This window comes from Streptomyces griseochromogenes (genome assembly GCF_001542625.1).
GTDB classification, from domain to species: Bacteria; Actinomycetota; Actinomycetes; order Streptomycetales; family Streptomycetaceae; genus Streptomyces; species Streptomyces griseochromogenes.
Map to the genome: position 1 here is coordinate 8002561 of NZ_CP016279.1, position 17911 is coordinate 8020471.

The 17911-nt window shown below is 73.3% G+C and carries 15 protein-coding genes; 5 read left to right on the plus strand and 10 right to left on the minus strand.

All coding sequences use genetic code 11. The features are described from left to right. Positions 1-96 precede the first annotated feature (96 nt). Positions 97-981 carry a serine hydrolase gene (locus AVL59_RS34615; protein ID WP_067312643.1) on the plus strand — a complete coding sequence of 295 codons (885 nt, stop codon included), beginning with the start codon at positions 97-99 and terminating at the stop codon, positions 979-981. An 88-nt stretch (positions 982-1069) separates the two neighbouring features. On the opposite strand, the gene mycP is transcribed toward AVL59_RS34615, so the two are convergent. Both mycP and AVL59_RS34625 read right to left on the minus strand, forming a co-directional pair. Beyond that, positions 1070-2248 carry a type VII secretion-associated serine protease mycosin gene (gene mycP / locus AVL59_RS34620; protein WP_067312645.1) on the minus strand — a complete coding sequence of 393 codons (1179 nt, stop codon included), beginning with the start codon at positions 2246-2248 and terminating at the stop codon, positions 1070-1072. After that, complete coding sequence (locus AVL59_RS34625; RefSeq protein WP_237281766.1) at positions 2245-3297, minus strand: hypothetical protein; 1053 nt, start codon at positions 3295-3297, stop codon at positions 2245-2247. Before AVL59_RS34625 ends, mycP begins: the two co-directional genes overlap by 4 nt. A gap of 1410 nt (positions 3298-4707) precedes the next feature. Here AVL59_RS34625 and AVL59_RS34635 point away from each other — a divergent pair. Beyond that, entirely contained in the window at positions 4708-5910 is a 1203-nt protein-coding gene (locus tag AVL59_RS34635; protein WP_067312651.1) for an amino acid deaminase/aldolase, read from the plus strand. A gap of 59 nt (positions 5911-5969) precedes the next feature. Here the strand turns inward: AVL59_RS34635 and AVL59_RS34640 are convergent, their stop codons facing one another. The 3 genes from AVL59_RS34640 to AVL59_RS34650 are packed head-to-tail and all read right to left on the minus strand — an operon-like array spanning position 5970 to position 9489. Next, positions 5970-6752 carry a 3-oxoacyl-ACP reductase gene (locus tag AVL59_RS34640; RefSeq protein WP_067312653.1) on the minus strand — a complete coding sequence of 261 codons (783 nt, stop codon included), beginning with the start codon at positions 6750-6752 and terminating at the stop codon, positions 5970-5972. Beyond that, entirely contained in the window at positions 6749-8122 is a 1374-nt protein-coding gene (locus AVL59_RS34645) for an aldehyde dehydrogenase family protein (RefSeq protein WP_067312655.1), read from the minus strand. Before AVL59_RS34645 ends, AVL59_RS34640 begins: the two co-directional genes overlap by 4 nt. Before the next feature lie 8 nt (positions 8123-8130). Next, on the minus strand, positions 8131-9489 hold the full coding sequence (locus tag AVL59_RS34650; RefSeq protein WP_067312656.1) for a glutamine synthetase family protein: 1359 nt from the start codon (positions 9487-9489) through the stop codon (positions 8131-8133). Positions 9490-9584: 95 nt separating this feature from the next. On the opposite strand from AVL59_RS34650, the gene AVL59_RS34655 reads away from it, so the two are divergent. Together AVL59_RS34655 and AVL59_RS34660 are read left to right on the plus strand one after the other, a co-directional pair. Beyond that, positions 9585-10322 carry a FadR/GntR family transcriptional regulator gene (locus AVL59_RS34655; RefSeq protein ID WP_067312658.1) on the plus strand — a complete coding sequence of 246 codons (738 nt, stop codon included), beginning with the start codon at positions 9585-9587 and terminating at the stop codon, positions 10320-10322. A 52-nt stretch (positions 10323-10374) separates the two neighbouring features. Then, positions 10375-11061 (plus strand): gamma-glutamyl-gamma-aminobutyrate hydrolase family protein, encoded by a 687-nt coding sequence (locus AVL59_RS34660; protein ID WP_067312660.1) that lies wholly within the window; start codon positions 10375-10377, stop codon positions 11059-11061. 6 nt (positions 11062-11067) lie between these two features. On the opposite strand, the gene AVL59_RS34665 is transcribed toward AVL59_RS34660, so the two are convergent. Next, complete coding sequence (locus tag AVL59_RS34665) at positions 11068-11997, minus strand: LysR family transcriptional regulator (protein WP_067312662.1); 930 nt, start codon at positions 11995-11997, stop codon at positions 11068-11070. Between the two features lie 70 nt (positions 11998-12067). Here AVL59_RS34665 and AVL59_RS34670 point away from each other — a divergent pair, with 70 nt between their 5' ends. Continuing rightward, entirely contained in the window at positions 12068-13222 is a 1155-nt protein-coding gene (locus AVL59_RS34670; RefSeq protein WP_067312664.1) for a TDT family transporter, read from the plus strand. Here the strand turns inward: AVL59_RS34670 and AVL59_RS34675 are convergent. From AVL59_RS34675 to AVL59_RS34690, 4 genes are all read right to left on the minus strand, one after another. Continuing rightward, the gene (locus AVL59_RS34675) at positions 13134-13853 is read right to left on the minus strand and encodes a helical backbone metal receptor (protein ID WP_067312666.1); all 720 of its coding nucleotides are present in this window, start codon (positions 13851-13853) and stop codon (positions 13134-13136) included. The genes AVL59_RS34670 and AVL59_RS34675 overlap by 89 nt on opposite strands. 136 nt (positions 13854-13989) lie before the next feature. Next, positions 13990-14562: a helix-turn-helix domain-containing protein gene (locus tag AVL59_RS34680; protein ID WP_067312668.1), complete on the minus strand. Its 573-nt coding sequence runs from the start codon at positions 14560-14562 to the stop codon at positions 13990-13992. A gap of 393 nt (positions 14563-14955) precedes the next feature. After that, positions 14956-16770, minus strand: coding sequence for an ABC transporter permease/substrate binding protein (locus AVL59_RS34685; RefSeq protein WP_067312670.1), 1815 nt, complete (start codon positions 16768-16770; stop codon positions 14956-14958). Beyond that, positions 16763-17836 carry a quaternary amine ABC transporter ATP-binding protein gene (locus tag AVL59_RS34690; protein ID WP_067312672.1) on the minus strand — a complete coding sequence of 358 codons (1074 nt, stop codon included), beginning with the start codon at positions 17834-17836 and terminating at the stop codon, positions 16763-16765. The genes AVL59_RS34685 and AVL59_RS34690 overlap by 8 nt, the downstream gene beginning before the upstream one ends. Positions 17837-17911: the final 75 nt, after the last annotated feature.

Genomic DNA, 17911 nt, shown 5'->3' on the forward strand with positions numbered 1-17911 from the left:
CACCGACCCTATAGGGGGGATGCCGCCTGCTTCGTGCGGGGCCGGTGGACGGGCCGGCACCGCCTTCACGGGGATCTCAGCGTTCCCTGACCCCGGATCTCATCCCGTCCCACGGGGCACACGGGCGGCACGGTCTGTGCGAAGGCACGGGCGCTCTCCGCCGCCGACGCCGTATCGTCGGCGGCGTCGCCGTCGGCCTCCTCCTCGGCCACGGCGGGCGAGGAGGCATCGGTGGAACCCGTGACGTCGTCTTCGGCCGCCGGCCGGAAGCGGCTGCCGGCGAAGGTCATGGCATCGGTGGCGGTGCCGTCGGGAGCGAAGGTGTCGGCGGCGGTGCTGGACCTGGAGTCCGGGGCGAGTGCCGCGTACGGCGAGGACACCTTCGACACGGCGAGCATCGTCAAGGTCGACATTCTGGCCACGCTGCTGCTGCGGGCGCAGGACGCGGGGCGGCGGCTGACGGCGACGGAGCGGGCCTACGCCACGAAGATGATCGAGAACAGCGACAACGCTTCCGCGACGGCCCTGTGGCATGCCATCGGGCGGGCCGAGGGGCTGGACGCGGCGAACGAGCGCTTCGGTCTCTCGGCGACCTCGGGTGGTGACGGTGACCTGTGGGGGCTGACGCGGACCACGGCCGCGGATCAACTGGTGTTGCTGCAGCAGGTGTTCGGTGCGCAGTCGCTGCTGAGCGCGGCTTCTCGGACGTACGTCCAGGGGCTGATGGAGGGGGTGGAGGCCGATCAGCGGTGGGGGGTGTCGGCGGCGGCCGTCGGGTCCTCGTGGGCGCTGAAGAACGGGTGGATGCCGCGCAGCGCGACCGGGCTGTGGGATGTGAACAGCATCGGGCGGGTGACGGTGGACGGGGCCGGTCTTCTGGTGGCCGTGCTGTCCAAGGGGACGGTGAGTCAGGCGGAGGGGATTTCGTTGGTGGAGGCCGCGGCGAAGGCGGCGGTGGCCGGGTTCGCCTCTGCGTCGTAGGGGCGCCGGCCGTGTGGCGGGTGCGGGTTGTCCGTAGTCGGTCGCGCCCGCGCGGCGGCAGCCGCACATCGACACAGCCCCTCGCCCCTCAAGGAGTTGCCCTGCGGTTTCTCCACAGGACCAACCCCGCTACCAGGAGCACTCCCCCGATGCTGCCTGCCAGAGGGCCCGCCCAGTCGGAGGTTGAGGTGGTGGACCTGGGGGTGTCCGGGCCCGTGCCGAAGTACCTCTTGTCGTACGACGCCGGGCGCAGGGCCTGTGGCTTGAGCCTGGCCGCCGCCTTGAGGGCGGCCGCGGGGTCGATCATGCCGAAGCCCCGGGAGTCGTCGCGGCCGCCGACCGGGGCGTCCCGGGCCGTGTCCTCCAGGAGTTTCTTGATCTGGGCGGGAGCCAGGTTTGGGTGGGCCGCCTTGATCAGGGCCGCCGCGCCGGAGACGAAGGCGGAGGCGGCCGAGGTGCCCCAGCCCGCGTAGTACTTGTGGTCGGGGTCGGCGATCACGACGTCCACGCCGGGTGCGCTGACCGCGGAGTACCAGCGGCGGGTGGAGAAGGAGGCGCGCGTGCCGTACTTGTCCACGGCGGTGGCGGCGATGACGCCCGGGTAGGCGGCCGGGTAGGAGACGTGGTCGCCCTTGTCGCCCCCGTTGCCCGCGGAGGCCACGACGACCACGCCCTTCTTCAGGGCGTACTGCACGGCCTCGTCCTCGCTCGGCTCCGGGTGCGCGGAGTCGGAGTCGTCGCCGAGGGAGAGGTTGATGACGTCGGCGCCGTGGTCGGCGGCCCAGCGGATGCCGTCGGCGAGGGCGTTGCCGCGGGTGGTACGGGCCTTGGTGCGGGCGGAGTCGCCGTCTTCGAGGATGACCCGCACGGGCAGGATCTTCGCCTCGGGGGCGACGCCCATGACGCCGTCGGTGTCGCCGGGTCCGTGGCCGTGTCCGGCGATGATGCCGGCCATGGCGGTGCCGTGCCGGGCCCAGGTGCGGTCGCCCGGCTCGGCACCGAAACCGATCATGTCCTTGGCGGGCAGGACGTTGCCGGCCAGGTCCGGATGGTCGGCCTCGACCCCGGTGTCCAGGACGGCGACGGTGATGCCCCGGCCCTTGGTGGTGCGCCAGGCCTCGTCGAGGTGGAGGGCGGACAGGCCCCACTGCTGGGCCCGGATGCCGTCGGCGTGGGCGGCCGCGGACGGCAGCAGGACGAGGGCGCCCGTGAGCAGGAGGCTGATCGTCGCGCCCGCGCGGCGGCTGCCGCGCGTCCATCGCCTCATGAGGGCTTCTCCGTGGCCGAGTTGACGGACTGCCGCAGTCGCCGTTCGATGCGGTCGGCCAGACCCTGCGCCTCGTTGCCGAGGCCCGCCTGGGCGGATGCCGAGGTGGCGCCGGAGCTGGTGGCGTCCGCCGCGGGCTGCGGAGAGTCGACGGTACGTCCGTCGGCCCAGCCGGAGACGGAGTAGGCCACGACGGGAGAGTCGGTGAGGACGGAGATGGTCCAGGTGGCGCGCTGCTTGTCGCCGAAGCCGGCCGCGACGGTGCCCTTGGCGGCGTACGGCCGGGGCATCAGGTCGCTGCGGAGGTCCAGGTGCTCGTCGCGGAAGCGGGCGGCGAGCGCGGACATGCTCGCGGAGCCGCCCTTGGTGAACAGCAGGCCGACGGTGGTGACGTAGGTCTGGGTGGCGTCGGTGTAGGTGGCGCGCAGCAGGCGCTGGCAGCCGACGGGGGTGAGGGCCTTGTGCAGCAGCGGGTCGAAGGCGTCGGCGCAGCCGCTGTCCGGGGCGACGGCGATCCGGGTCCAGGTCCGGTCGGCGCCGCCGGGTCCGGCTCCGGTGCCCTGGACGGTGGGCGGGAAGAGCTGGTCGACGGGCACGCTGTGCCAGAGCGTGGTGGCCACGCTGAACTCGTTCCCGGCGGGGCCGTCCCCGCCGTCCCCGGTGAGCCAGCTCCCGGTCACCGCACCGCCGATGAGGCCGAGCCCGAGGACCAGGCAGGCGGCGGCAGCGGCCGTACGGGGCCGCAGCCGTAGCCCCGGTGCCCGCACCCCTGTGCGCTCGCCGTACCCCTCGGGCTCCCCGAAGGACAGGATCGGCCGGGCGGCCGTCGCGGCACTCCAGGAGAACGACGGGTCCGGAGAGGCCGTCGGGGGGTGGGCGGGGTCGCTCGGACTCCACGCGGTCCGGAGATCGCGCGCGCCGGGCACGGACGGGGACACCGGGGAGGACGAAGGGGGCCGCGCCGAGGAAGCCTCGCGGTCGGGGGCCGACGCGGCACCCGCGTACCCGGCGGCGGATCCCGGCGTGCGCCCGGAGGCGGGTGAGACCACGGAACCCACGGAACCCTCGGGCGCCGACCGGATCGGCCGGAGCCGTGCCGTCGTCTCGGACGCGGCCTCCGCAGGCGCTCCGGAGGGGCCAGGCCGGGAGCCCGCGTACGGCGCCGCCGATGAATCCTCGCGGTCGGCGACGGGAGCCGGGGCGGAGGCGGAGAAGGGGGCCGAGGCGGAACCCGAACGCCCGCCGGCAGAGCCCGGCTCACCCGGGCGCCCGGCACCGGACGCCGCCACACCCCCGGGTCGCCGCGCCCCGCCCGCCGACGGAATCGGCCGCAGCCGAGCCGTCGTCTCCGACGGGGACTCCGCGGGGGCCTGCGACGGGCGGGGCTGAGCCCCGGGGCCCTGTCCCGGGCGCGGCGGAACGGAGGTGGCCGCACCACCGACCGTCGGGGCCTCGGGGCGATGGGTCTGAGACCCCGGACCACGCACCGGACGCGGCGGAACGGACGCGACCGCACCATCCACCACCGGAGCCTCCGGACCATGAGACTGAGACCCCGGGCCACGCACCGGACGCGGGACGGAGGTGGTCGCACCGTCGGCCGCCGGGGGCTCGGGGCGGCGAGGCCGGGATCCGGGGCCTTGCGGCGGGCGCGGCGGCTGCGTGGTCGTGTGCGCGTCGTGGGGTGTGCGGCCCGCGCTCGGTGGGGTGTCGGGGAAGCGGGCCGAGGCGGGGGGCGGTGGCGGGCTCACCGGGTCGGTGGCCTCGGGTACGGCGGAGGGGCGGGAGGCGGGGATGCGGGAGGAGCCGGCGCCGGTCGGGCCTTCGGTGCGCCCGCTCTGCGCGTGCCGCTCCCCCGCCGTCCGGCCGGACGCGCCCCGCGCGGCGCGCGGGGCGAACACGGAGGGTTCGTCGTCGAGGTCGGCTTCGAGGTCGCGGAGATCCGGCCTGGTCGCCTGGGCCGCGAAGCCCGTGCCCGGCCTTCCGGCGGCGGGCGCCGGGCCGGCTCCTCGGGCCGGCGATCCCGGCGTGGCCGTGTCGCGGCCGGCAGCCGCGTGACCGGTCGTCGGCCGACCGGCGGGCGTGCCCGATGACGGCGTGCCGGAGGCGGTGGTGTCCTGGGTGGGGGCGGGAGGCGGGGACGAGGGGCGCGGAGGGATCGGGGCGCGGCGCGCTTCCGTGCTCATGCACCCCCCGTTTCCTCGTGCCCGGGCCGTTTCCTCGTACGCGGGCCGTCATGCTTTCCGGCCGCGCCCGGTGGGAGAACTCCGTCCGGGCACGCATACCCGTACGGCTGGACCGGCATCCCGGTTCAGGTGAAGCGGCCGGGTGCGTTCCGCCGTACGTGCGCGTCACTCTACGGGTTGTCCGGAAGAGAACGAGAACCAGTCCGCCAGGCCGGGGCATCTGCCCGGAACGTCCCCCTACCCTGCGGTAATCCTGTCTGGCAGGCTTCCGTCATGACTGCGCCTGCCGCCGCTCGGGCCCGTTACGACCGGGCCACCGCCCATCTCGACGCCCCGCTCGCGATCGTGGACCTGGACGCCTTCGACGCCAACGCGGCCGACCTGGTCCGCCGCGCCGCGGGCAAGCCCGTCCGGGTCGCCAGCAAGTCGGTTCGCTGCCGGGCCCTGCTGGAACGTGTCCTGGCCAGGGACGGTTTCCAGGGGATCATGTCGTTCACCCTGGGCGAGTCGCTGTGGCTCGCCCGCTCCGGGTTCGACGACATCCTGCTGGCCTATCCGTCCGCCGACCGCGCGGGCTTCGCGGAGCTGGCCGCCGATCCCAAGCTCGCCGACGCGGTCACCGTGATGATCGACGACATCGCCCATCTCGACCTCATCGACGCCGCCCGTGACGGCGGGAGTGAAGTGGTGCGGGTCTGCCTGGAGTTGGACACCTCGCTGAAGCTGCTCGGCGGCCGGGTGCGGGTCGGGGCGCGACGGTCGCCGCTGTACTCGCCCGCCCAACTCGCCGAGCTGGCCCGGGCCGTGGCCCGGCGGCCGGGGTTCCGGCTGGTGGGGATCATGGCGTACGAGGGGCACGTCGCCGGGGTCGGGGACACCGTGGCCGGGCGGCCGCTGCGCTCGCGGGCCATCCGGCTGATGCAGGCCGCCGCCCGGCGCGAGCTGGCCGAGCGGCGCGGCGCCGTGGTGCGGGCGGTGCGGGCCGTGGTGCCCGGCCTGGAGTTCGTCAACGGCGGTGGCACGGGCAGTGTGCAGCACACCGCGGCCGAGGACGCGGTCACCGAGATCGCGGCCGGTTCGGGGCTGTACGTGCCCCGGTTGTTCGACAACTACACGTCCTTCTCCGGCCGTCCGGCCGCCCTGTTCGCGCAGCCCGTCGTACGGCGGCCCGGGGTGGGTGTCGTCACCGTGCTCGGCGGCGGATATCCGGCCTCCGGTGTCGCGGGTCGCGACCGGCTGCCGGTGCCGTACCTGCCGGAGGGGCTGAGGTACGACCCGCAGGAGGGCCCGGGCGAGGTGCAGACCCCGCTGCTCGGCTCGCCCGCCGACGACCTGCTCATCGGCGACAAGGTGTGGTTCCGGCACGCCAAGGCGGGCGAGATGTGCGAGCGGTTCGACACGCTGCACCTGATCGAGGGGGACGTGGTGACGGCTACCGTGCCCACCTATCGGGGTGAGGGGCAGACGTTCCTCTGAGGCCGTCGTCGCCGTGGGCAGCGGCCGCCGGAGCGGCGGCCGCTGCCCGGGTCCGTGCCCTACAGAGGCGTGACGTACGCGCCCGCGATTCCGCCGTCCACCAGGAAGTCGGTGGCGTTGACGAAGGAGGAGTCGTCGCTGGCCAGGAAGGCGACGGCGGCGGCGATCTCCTCGGCCTCGGCGAACCGGCCGACCGGGATGTGGACGAGCCGGCGGGCCGCCCGCTCCGGGTCCTTGGCGAACAGCTCCTGGAGGAGCGGGGTGTTGACCGGGCCGGGGCACAGGGCGTTCACCCGGATGCCCTCGCGGGCGAACTGCACGCCCAGCTCGCGGGACATGGCGAGGACGCCGCCCTTGGAGGCCGTGTACGAGATCTGGGAGGTGGCGGCGCCCATCCTCGCCACGAAGGACGCCGTGTTGATGATGGAGCCCTTGCCCTGGCGGCGCATGTAGGGGATGGCGGCCTTGCAGCAGAGGTAGACGGAGGTGAGGTTGACCTCCTGGACCCGCTTCCAGGCCTCCAGGCCGGTCTCCAGGATGGAGTCGTCGTCGGGCGGGGAGATGCCGGCGTTGTTGAAGGCGACGTCGACGCTGCCGTAGGTGTCGTACGCCGTCTTGAACAGCGTCTCGACCTGCTCGGGGTCGGTGACGTCGACCTTGACGAAGAGCCCGCCGACCTCGTCGGCGGCGGCCTTGCCGCGGGCCTCGTCGACGTCGGCGCAGACCACGTGCGCGCCCTCGGAGGCGAGGCGGCGGGCGGCGGCGAGGCCGATGCCGCTGCCGGCTCCGGTGACGACGGCGGTACGGCCGACCAGGCGGCGGCAAACGGTGTTGTCGGTCACTGTGCGGGGCCCTCCGTGCTGATGAAGACGTTCTTGGTTTCGGTGAAGGCGGTCAGGGCGTCCGGGCCGAGTTCACGGCCGAGTCCGGACTGCTTGAAGCCGCCGAACGGGGTCGAGTAGCGGACGCTGGAGTGGGAGTTGACGGACAGGTTGCCCGCGCGGACGGCCTGGGAGACGCGCAGGGCGCGGCCCACGTCCCGGGTCCAGATGGAGCCGGACAGGCCGTAGGGGGTGTCGTTGGCGAGGCGGACCGCGTCGTCCTCGTCGGTGAAGGGGAGGAGGACGGCGACGGGGCCGAAGATCTCCTCACGGGCCGCCGCGCTGTCCGGCCGCCCCCCCGTGAGAACGGTCGGCGGGAACCAGAAGCCGGGTCCGTCGGGGGCACTGCCGCGCAGGGCCGGGGCGTCCTCGGGAACGTACGACCGTACGCGGTCGAGCTGCTGACGGGAGATCAGCGGGCCCATCTGGGTCTTCTCGTCGGCCGGGTCGCCCACCACGACCCCGGCCAGCGCGTCGGCGAGGAAGTCGCGGGCCTCGTCGTACACCGACTCCTGGACGAGGATCCGGGTGCGGGCGCAGCAGTCCTGGCCGGAGTTGTCCAGGAAGGAGAAGGGGTCGAGGGCGGCCTTGAGGTCGGCGTCGGCGAAGACGATGTTGGGGCTCTTGCCGCCGAGTTCGAGCGTGAGGCGCTTGGTCTGGTCGGCGCAGAGCGCCATGATGCGCTTGCCGACCCGGGTGGAGCCGGTGAAGACGATCTTGGCGACGCCCGGGTTGCGTACGAGGGACTCGCCCGCGATGTCGCCGCGCCCGGGCAGGACCTGGAACAGGTGCTCGGGCAGGCCCGCCTCCAGGGCGAGTTCGGCGAGGCGCAGGGCCGTCAGCGGGGTGGTCTCGGCGGGCTTGAGAAGGACCGCGTTGCCCGCCGCGAGCGCCGGGGCCGTGCCCCAGGCGGCGATCGGCATCGGGAAGTTCCAGGGCGCGATGACCCCGACGACGCCGAGCGGTTCGAGCAGGGTGACGTCGAGGCCGCCGGCGACCGGGATCTGCCGGCCGGACAGCCGCTCCACTCCGCCGGCCGCGTACTCCAGCAGATCGCGGACGTTGCCGGCCTCCCAGCGGGCGTTGCCGAGGGTGTGGCCGGCCTCGCGCACCTCCAGCCGGGCGAGTTCCTCGATGTGGCCGTCGACGACGGCGGCGAAGCGGCGCAGCAGCCGGGCCCGGTCGCCGGGCGCGGCGGCCGCCCACGCCCGCTGGGCCCGGGCGGCCCGGGACACGGCCGCGTCGACGTCCTGCTCGACGGCGCCGGGTACGGTCGCGATCACCTCTTCCGTCGCGGGGTTGAGGACGTCGAGTTCATACGGTTGCGACACGTCATGCCTCACATGCGTTCGAAGGAGCGGCGCAGCTCCCAGTCGGTGACCGCGGCGTCGAAGGCCTGCAGTTCGACGCGTGCCATGTTGCGGTAGTGCGCGACGACCTCGTCGCCGAAGGCGGCCTTGGCGATCGGGCTGTTCTCCCAGAGGTCGGCGGCCTCGCGCAGGGTGGTCGGGACGTGCTCGAAGCCGGCGGTGTAGGCGTTGCCGGGGCAGGGCTCGGGCAGTTCCAGCTTCTGCTCGATGCCGTACAGGCCCGCCGCGACCAGTCCGGCGACGGCGAGGTACGGGTTGACGTCGCCGCCGGGGAGGCGGTTCTCGAAGCGCAGGGAACGGCCATGGCCGACCACGCGCAGCGCGCAGGTGCGGTTGTCGTGGCCCCAGGCGACGGCGGTGGGGGCGAAGGAGCCGGGCTGGAACCGCTTGTAGGAGTTGATGTTGGGGGCGTAGAGCAGGGAGAAGTCGCGCAGGGCCGCGAGCTGTCCGGCGAGGAAGTGCCGCATCACGTCGGACATTCCGTCGGGCCCGGCCATCGCGTTCTCGCCGTCGGCGTCCGCGAGCGAGAGGTGGATGTGGCAGGAGTTGCCCTCGCGCTCGTTGTACTTGGCCATGAAGGTGATCGAGACGCCCTCCTGGGCGGCGATCTCCTTCGACCCGGTCTTGTAGAGGGCGTGCTGGTCGCAGGTGACGAGGGCCTCGTCGTAGCGGAAGGCGATCTCGTGCTGGCCGGGGTTGCACTCGCCCTTGGCGGACTCCACGGTCAGGCCCGCGCCCGCCATGTCGTTGCGCAGGCGGCGCAGCAGGGGCTCGATACGGCCGGTGCCGAGGATGGAGTAGTCGATGTTGTACTGGTTGGCCGGGGTCAGGCCACGGTAGTTCGCGTCCCAGGCCTGCTCGTAGCTGTCCTTGAAGACGATGAACTCCAGCTCGGTGCCGACCTGGGCGGTGTAGCCGAGTTCGGCGAGCCTTGCGAGCTGGCGGCGCAGGATCTGGCGCGGGGCGGCGACGACCGGGGAGCCGTCGTTCCAGGCGAGGTCGGCGACGAGCAGGGCGGTGCCGGGATGCCAAGGGATGCGGCGCAGGGTGGCCAGGTCGGGGTGCATGGCGAAGTCGCCGTAGCCGCGGTCCCAGGAGGACATCTCGTAGCCGTCGACGGTGTTCATCTCGGTGTCGACGGCGAGCAGGTAGTTGCAGCCCTCGGTGCCGTGCCGCAGGACCTCGTCGAGGAAGAATCGGGCGGCGAACCGCTTGCCCTGCAGCCGCCCTTGCATGTCGGGGAAGGCCAGGACGACAGTGTCGATCTCACCGCCGGCGACGAGGGCGTGTAGCTCCTCGACACTGAGCGGGGGTGTGCGGTCTGCCACGGGAGAGCCTCCTTAGGCTGCTTCGCGTTTTGCGGCGGGGCCGGGAGCCATAAGGTATTGCCGAGAACCATTGCTTGGGAAGGGGGTAAAGCCGGATGTCGCAGGACGTGGATCCGAGCGGACTGAACGACCGGCTCACTCCGGTGCTGCGGCCGGTGCGGGCGGGCAACGGCTTCGAGGAGGCGCTGGAGCAGATCCTCCAGGTCGTGCGGCTCGGTCTGGTGCCGGGCGGCGAGCGGCTGCCGGCCGAGCGCGAGCTCGCGGAACGGCTCGGGATCAGCCGGGTGACGCTGCGCGAGGTGCTGAAGGTGCTCCAGGACCAGGGCCTGGTGGAGTCCCGGCGCGGCCGGTACGGCGGAACGTTCGTGCTGTCGCGCACGGACGCGGGCGGCGAGGACGAGCTGCGCCGGCGGATCGCCGAGGTCGACATCGAGGACGTACTCCGGTTCCGCGAGGTCCTCGAGGTGGGAGCGGCGGGGCTGTGCGCGGCGCACGGGCTGACCGACGAGCAGGCGGTGCGGCTGCGGGAGGCGCTGGACCGGACCCACGAGGCCCCGCTCGCGGACTACCGGCGGCTGGACACGCTGCTGCACCTGACGCTGGCCGAACTGTGCGGCTCCCCGTCGCTGACCGCGCAGTACGCGGCGGTGCGGGCGAGCGTCAACGACCTGCTGGACTGCATCCCGCTGCTGGTGCGCAACCTGGAGCACTCCCAGCGCCAGCACACCGCGCTGGTGGAGGCGGTGCTGGACGGGGACGCGGACGGCGCGCGGGAGATGATGCGCGAGCACTGCGCGGGCACTGCGGCGCTGCTGCGGGGCTTCCTGGCGTGACCCGGCTCTGCAAAGGTATGCACGTGGACCTTTTGATTTCGGGGAGGGCAGCGTGACCGTACGACCGCTGATCGGTGTGAGTACGTATCTGGAGACCGGTGCGCGCTGGGGCGTGTGGGAGCTGGACGCGGTGCTGCTGCCGGCCGGCTATCCGCGGCTGGTGCAGGAGGCCGGGGGGCTCGCCCTTCTGCTGCCGCCGGACGCGCCCGAGCGGGCCGCCGCGGCGGTGGAGCGGCTGGACGGGCTGGTGATCGCGGGCGGGCCGGACGTGGATCCCTCCCGCTACGGCGCCGAGCGCTCACCCCGTACGGGGCCGCCCGCGCCGGAGCGGGACGCCTGGGAACTCGCGCTGATCGACGCGGCGCTTCGCGCGAGCGTGCCGCTGCTGGGGATCTGCCGGGGCATGCAGCTGCTGAACGTGGCCCTCGGCGGCACGCTGGTGCAGCACCTGGACGGGCACGCGGAGCAGGTCGGCGTGTTCGGCCGGCATCTCGTGAAGCCGGAGCCGGGGACGCTGTACGCGGGGATCGCCCCGGAGGAGACCTCCGTGCCCACCTATCACCATCAGGCGGTGGAGCGGCTCGGGGAGGGGCTGGTGGCCTCGGCCCGTGCGGCCGACGGGACCGTGGAGGCGCTGGAGCTGCCGTCCGGCGACGGATGGGTGCTGGGGGTGCAGTGGCATCCGGAGATGGGCTCGGACCTGCGGGTCATGCGGGCGCTGGTGCGGGCGGCGTCCTGACCCCGCTCACCCCCTGGTCAGCGACAGCAGCTCCCGGGCCGGCCCCGTCGGCCGGTGCCCCGTCGGCCACACCGCTCGCAGGTCCCGGTGCAGGGACACTCCCTCCACCGGGATGCTGACCAGACGCCGCATCGCCAGCTCCTCCCGCACGGCCAGTTCGCTCAGGACCGAGGGGCCCGCGCCGCTGACGGCCGACGCCTTCACCGCCGTCGTCGAGGAGAGTTCGATGAGGGGACGGGCGAGACCGCCCAGGGCCGTGTCCAGGACCTGGCGGGTGCCCGAGCCCCGCTCGCGCAGGATCAACGGCGTGGCCGCCAGCTCCCCGGCCGTCACGGGGCGCCGGCGGCGGGCCCAGGGATGACCGGGGGCCGTGACGACGATCAGGCGGTCATGGGCGATCACGGCGGAGTCCAGGCCCGCCGGGACGGTGAGCCCCTCCACGAAGCCCAGGTCCGCCTCGTCGGCCAGCAGCAGCTCCGCGACCTTCGCCGAGTTGCCCGCGAGCAGCGACACCGCCGTGTCGGGGCGATCGGCGTGCAGGGCGAGGAGCCAGCCCGGGAGCAGGTATTCGGCGATGGTCATGCTCGCCGCGACCCGAAGCCGTGAGTCCCGCCGGTCGCGCAGGGCCCGCGCGCCCGCGTCGAAGGCCGCGGCCGCCTCCACCACCCGCCGGGCCCAGTCGGTCACCAGGGCGCCCGCGTCCGTGAGCCGCGAGCCGCGCGGCGAGCGGTCGACCAGGGCCACACCCAGCTGCCGCTCCATGGAACGGATGCGGCTGCTGGCGGCGGGCTGGGTGATGCCGATCTCCCGCGCGGCCGCCCCGAGGCTGCCCAACCGGGCCACGGCCAGCAGCAGTTCCAGCGCGCCGAGGTCCGGCACCCGGTGCGCCAGCGAGCCGCCGGGCCGGCCGTCGTCCGTCACAAACTCCTCACTCATAAGACCAGCTTATGCCCTGATAGACACGAACTCCCTGGTCAGCGGCGATCGGCGGCGCGAGGCTGGAGTCATGGTCACCGCAGTACATTCCCTTCCCGCCCCTCGCACCGTCAGCGTGAGGCACCTCGGCCCCAACTGGTACGCCTCCGTCATGGGGACCTCCGTCGTCGCCACGGCCGGCGCCGCGCTCCCCGTACACCTCGGCGGGCTGCGCGCCGTCTGCACGGCCGTCTGGGCCCTGTCCTCCGTTCTGCTGGCGACCTTGCTGACCGCCCGCGCCCGGCACTGGGCCCACCACCGCGACCAGGCCCGCGCCCACCTTCTGGACCCGGCCGTGGTCCCCTTCTACGGCTGTCTGTCGATGGCCCTGCTGGCGGTCGGCGGCGGTGCCGTGACCGTGGGCCGGGACTGGATCGGCACCGGTGCGGCCGTCGCACTCGACACCGTGCTGTTCACCGCGGGTACGGCGGTCGGGCTCGCCGCCGCCGTCGCCGTGCCGTACCTGATGGCGGTGCGGCACCGCGTCGAGCCCTCCGAGGCCACCCCCGTCTGGCTGCTGCCGCTCGTCGCGCCGATGGTGTCGGCCGCGCTCGGCCCGCTGCTCGTGCCGCACCTGCCGCCGGGGCAGCCCCGGGAGACCCTGCTGCTGGCGTGCCTGTCGCTGTTCGGGCTGAGTCTGCTGGCCACGCTGCTGATGCTGCCGCTGGTCTTCGCCCGGCTGGTCAGCGGCCCGCTGCCGCTCGCGCTCACCCCGATCCTGTTCCTGGTCCTGGGCCCGCTCGGGCAGTCCACCACCGCGCTCAGCCTGATCGCGGACGACGCCGCCGGGGTCGTACCGGCGCCTTACGCCCGTGGTCTCGGTGTGTTCGCCGTGCTGTACGGGGTGCCGGTCATGGGGTTCGCGCTGCTGTGGCTGGTGCTCGCGACCGCACACGTGGTGCGGGCCCGGCGGCAGGGCATGGGGTTCGCGCTGACCTGGTGGGCGTTCACCTTCCCGGTGGGCACCTGTGTCACCGGTACGGCCGCCCTCGCCCGGCACACGGGGCTCGCGGTGTACGACGCCCTGGCCGTCGGCCTGTACGCCCTTCTCGTCACCGCCTGGGCGGCGGCCGCCGCCGGGACCGTGCGCGGTCTGTTCAGGGGCGAGCTGCTCGCAGGGCCTCGCCCAGCACCCGGGGCGCCTCGGCCAGCGACGGTCCGTACCAGGTCAGGTGCCGGCCGCTGACCAGGGCGCAGCGCAGCCCGGGGAAGGCCTCCGGGCCGTCTTCGGCGGTGAACCGGTAGGGCTCGTCGGGCAGGACCACGAGGTCCGGGTCCGCCGCCCGCAGCTCGTCCGGCGGGACGCGTGGATAGCGCTCGGGGTGGGCGGCGTACAGGTGGTGCACACCGAGGCGGGCCAGGACGTCGCCCGCGAAGGTGTTCCGGCCCAGGACCATCCAGGGGCGGCGCCAGATCGGCACGACCGCCGTCGTACGGGTCCCGGGTTCCGGCGGCGCGGCCCAGGCCGCCTCCGCCTCGTCCAGCCAGCGGGGCCGTACCGGCGCGCCGCACGCGCCCAGCACCCGCTCCAGCTCCCGGAAGGCCTGGGTCACCGTCCGCACCTCGGTGACCAGCACCTCCAGACCCGCCGAGCGCAGGGCGTCCAGATCCGGGGCCCGGTTCTCCTCCTCGTTGGCGATCACCAGGTCGGGGGCGAGGGCGAGGATCCGGTCCGTGTCCGGGTTCTTCGTGCCGCGGATCCGGGCTACGTCGAGCGCCGCCGGATGAGTGCACCAGTCGGTGGCACCGACGAGAGCTCCGGGCACCGTCAGGGCTACGGCCTCGGTGAGGGACGGGACCAGGGAGACGACCCGCACTGAGCAACTCCGGCGATGTCAGCGCGCCCGAGGGGCGCGGGGCTGTGTTTCATGTGAGGCTCCGCCGCGTGGGCGCGACCAGCCACAACGCACCCGCGGACAAGCGACGATCCAAGATCGCCCTGCCGCGGAACTCTCAGCGAGACCTGTCCTGCACGGCCTCGATGTGTTCGGCGACCGCCACCACGATGACCCGGGTGTCCGGCACCGTAGCCCGCCAGCGGTGGCGGACCCCGCCGGTCAGGTAGAGGGTGTCGCCGCGGCCGAGGCGGTACGCGCGGCCCTCGGCCTCGATCTCGACCGCGCCGTCGGCCACGTACATCAGCTCGTCGTTGCGGTGCTGGAACTCGCGGCCGGCGTCGTGGTCGCCGGTGAACTCGGAGGCGTGCAGCTGGTGGTGACCGCGCACCAGGGAGCGCGTGCGCGGATCGAAGTCGCCCTCGGCGATGGCCTCGGCGCGTACGACGTCCACGCTGCACGCCGGGTCGGCGGCCGCGAGGAGTTCCACGGCCGTGGTGCGCAGGGCGTCGGCCAGCTTTTCCAGGGAGGTGCGGCTCGGGCGGGCCCGGTCGTTCTCGACCTGGCTGAGGAAGGGCACCGAGAGGCCGCTGCGCTCGGCGACGACGGCGAGGGTGAGTTCCAGCGCACGGCGACGCCGCCGGACGGCCGCGCCCACCCGCACGGGCTGCTGCTCTTTGTGGTCGCCCATCGCTCCGGCTCCCTCCTTCACTCGTCGTGCCGCCGACGAGGGTGCCCGCCGCCGGGCACACCCCGATGAGTTGTCTGCACCCTACGCATGTTCGGCAAACCGTTTCACGCGGCTGTCACATCCCTGACACGCCCGGGGGCCCGTACCCTCACGGTTCTCGCCAGTGCGGTGGCCGGCCGTGCGGGACGGGTCTCTCCTGCTTCAAGGCTGGAGCGGGCGCCCGTGTTCCCGCCGGTGCGGGGTCCATGGCGCTGTGTAGTTGGCCGGATCCTTGCCGTAGGCGGGGGGCTCTGCGCCGGGGTCCGGACGACGCGAGGGGCGGGCAGCGCCCCACGCCCGTCGACGGACGTACGGCGACACCCGCCCCTCGGACGGCGATCCGGGCCGGTCAGGTCACCCGGTCGCCCGCTTCTCGGCACCCGCCCGGGCAACCGGAGCCCAGGTGTCGGCCAGTCCCGGGTGCTGCCCCAGCCAGGTGCGGACCGCGTCCTGCTCCTTGCCCTTGCCGGACTTCTGGATCTGCGCCTCCAGGCCGGTGAGCTGCTTCTCGGTCATCGAGAAGTTCCTCAGCCACTTGCCGACCTGGGGATTGTCGGCGGCGAAGCCCTTGCGGGCGAGGGTGTGCACACCGTCGCCCTTGCCCCAGGCGCCCTGGGGGTCCTTGAGCTTCTTCAGGTCGTAGTCGCTGTACGCCCAGTGCGGGGACCAGAGCGTGACGAGGACCGGCTGCTTCCTGGCATAGGCGCGCTTCAGCTCGGCGAGCATGGCGGGCGTGGAGCCGTCGACCACGTCGTAGCCGCCCTCGAGGCCGTACTCCTTGAGGACCTTGCTCTTGAGCAGGCCCATCATGCCCGCGCTGGGCTCGATGCCGACGATCTTGCCGCCGAACTCGGAGGCGTGGTCCTTCAGGTCCGCCAGGGAGTTCACGTCCTTGACATAGGAGGGGACGGTCAGCTCCAGGGAGGTGGGGCCGTACCACTTGCCGAGGTCGTCGAGCTTGTCGCCGTACTTCTTCCAGTACTCGGCGTGCGTGGTGGGCAGCCAGGAGTCGGTCTGGAAGTCGAGCTGGCCGGTGGCGAGACCGGTGTAGAGGGGGCCGGCGGCGTACTGGTCGATCGTGACCTTGAAGCCGCGCCGCTCCAGCAGCTCCTTCCAGAGGAAGGTGGAGGCGATGCCCTCGTCCCAGGGGATGTAGCCGATCCTGATCTCCTTGCCCTTGCCGACGTTCGGCCCGGAGACCGCGGAGGTGCCGGCGGAGGAGCCGAAGATCCCCAGGCCGCCCGCGACGAGCGCGAGGACGACCACGCCGGCGACGGCGACCGCCGGGCGCGGCCGGTACGACCACGCGGTCGTCCGGGCCTTGGCGGCGGCCCTGCGGCCTTGCGGGGACAGCTGGGTGCCGAGGGCGCCCGTCATGCGGTCCAGGTAGATGGCGAGGACGACGATGCCGACGCCCGCCTCGAAGCCGGTGCCGATGTCGAGCCGGCCGATGGCCTCGTTGACCGCGCCGCCGAGGCCGCCGGTGCCGACCATGCCGGCGATGACGACCATGGACAGGCCCAGCATGATCACCTGGTTGACGCCGGCCATGATGGTCGGCAGGGCGAGCGGCAGCTGGACGCGCAGCAGGGTGTCGCGCGGGGTGGTGCCGAACGCCTCGGCGGCCTCGACCAGTTCGGCGTCGACCTGGCGGATGCCCAGCTCGGTCATGCGCACGCCGGGGGCGAGCGCGAAGATCAGGGTGGCGACGACACCGGTCGCGGTGCCCAGACCGAAGAAGAGGCTCGCCGGGATGAGCAGGACCATCGAGGGCATCGTCTGGAGCAGGTCCAGGACGGGCCGTACGACCGAGCTGACCGTCTTGGAGCGGGCGGCCCAGATGCCCAGCGGGACGGAGATCACCAGGGCGATGACGGTGGCGACGAGGACCAGGGCCAGCGTGGACATGGCCCGGTCCCACAGGTCGAGCGAGTCGACGAGCGCGAACCCGGCGAAGGCGAGGAGGCCGGCGACCAGGCCGCGCAGCCACCAGGCGACGACCGCGAGAATACCGGCCAGCAGCAACGGCTCGGGCGCGGTCAGGACCGCGTCGATTCCGTCGTACATGCCCTCCACGACCGTGCGGATCGCGTCGAACAGCCAGGACAGGTGGGCGAGCAGCCAGTCGACGCCCGAGTCGACCCAGTCGCCGAGGTGCAGCCTAGGCACGGGTGATCACCTTCCCGTCGTCGCCGCACGCGCTGGGTTCGCCCTGCTCGTCGCCGAGGAAGCCGACGAGGCGCCGCTGGGGTACGACACCGACGAGCGCGCGGTCGGCGTCGAGGACGGCGACCGGGTGGGTCAGGCGGGCGCTGATCGCGCACAGTTCGGCGAACGGTGTGCCGGGGGCGGCCGTCTCGCAGCCGCAGTCGGCCTCGTCGCCGCGGACCTCGGTGTCCATCACGGCGGCGGCGGTCAGCACACGGGAGCGGTCGACGTCCTGGATGAAGGAGGCGACGTAGTCGTTCGCGGGGCGCAGCAGGATGTCCTCCGCGGTGCCGGTCTGCACGATGCGGCCGTCGCGCATGACGGCGATGCGGTCGCCCAGGCGCATGGCCTCGTTGAGGTCGTGGGTGATGAAGACGATGGTCTTCTTCAGGGTCTTCTGCAGTTCCAGGAGCTGGTCCTGCATGTCGCGGCGGATCAGCGGGTCCAGGGCGCTGAAGGACTCGTCCATCAGGAGCAGGTCGGCGTCGGTGGCGAGGGCGCGGGCGAGGCCCACGCGCTGCTGCATGCCGCCGGACAGCTCGTCGGGCCAGGAGCCCTCCCAGCCGGCCAGGCCGCACAGGGCGAGCGCCTCGTCGGCACGGCGCGCGCGCTCGGCGCGGGGCACGCCCTGCACGGCCAGGCCGTAGGCGGCGTTGTCGCGGACGCTGCGGTGCGGGAAGAGCGCGAAGTGCTGGAAGACCATGCTGATCTTGTGCGAGCGCACCTCGCGCAGGGCACGGTCGGTCAGCGCGGTCAGGTCCTGGCCGTCGAAGCGCACGTGGCCCGCGGTCGGTTCCAGCAGGCCGTTGAGCATGCGCAGCAGGGTGGACTTGCCGGAGCCGGACAGGCCCATGACGACGAAGATCTCGCCGGCCTCGACCGCGAAGGAGGCGTCGATCACGGCGGCGGTGGTGCCGTCGGCACGCAGTTCCTCCCGGTCGGCGCCCTGTCGCAGCCGTTCCACTGCCTGGTCCGGTCGTCTGCCGAACACCTTGAACAGATGCTCGACCTCAAGCCTGGGTGACACACGTACCTCTCGTCTGGCGGGACAGGACAGAGGCCGCGCCTTTCCAGAAGCGTCTTGGTCAAACTTTTAAGTGGC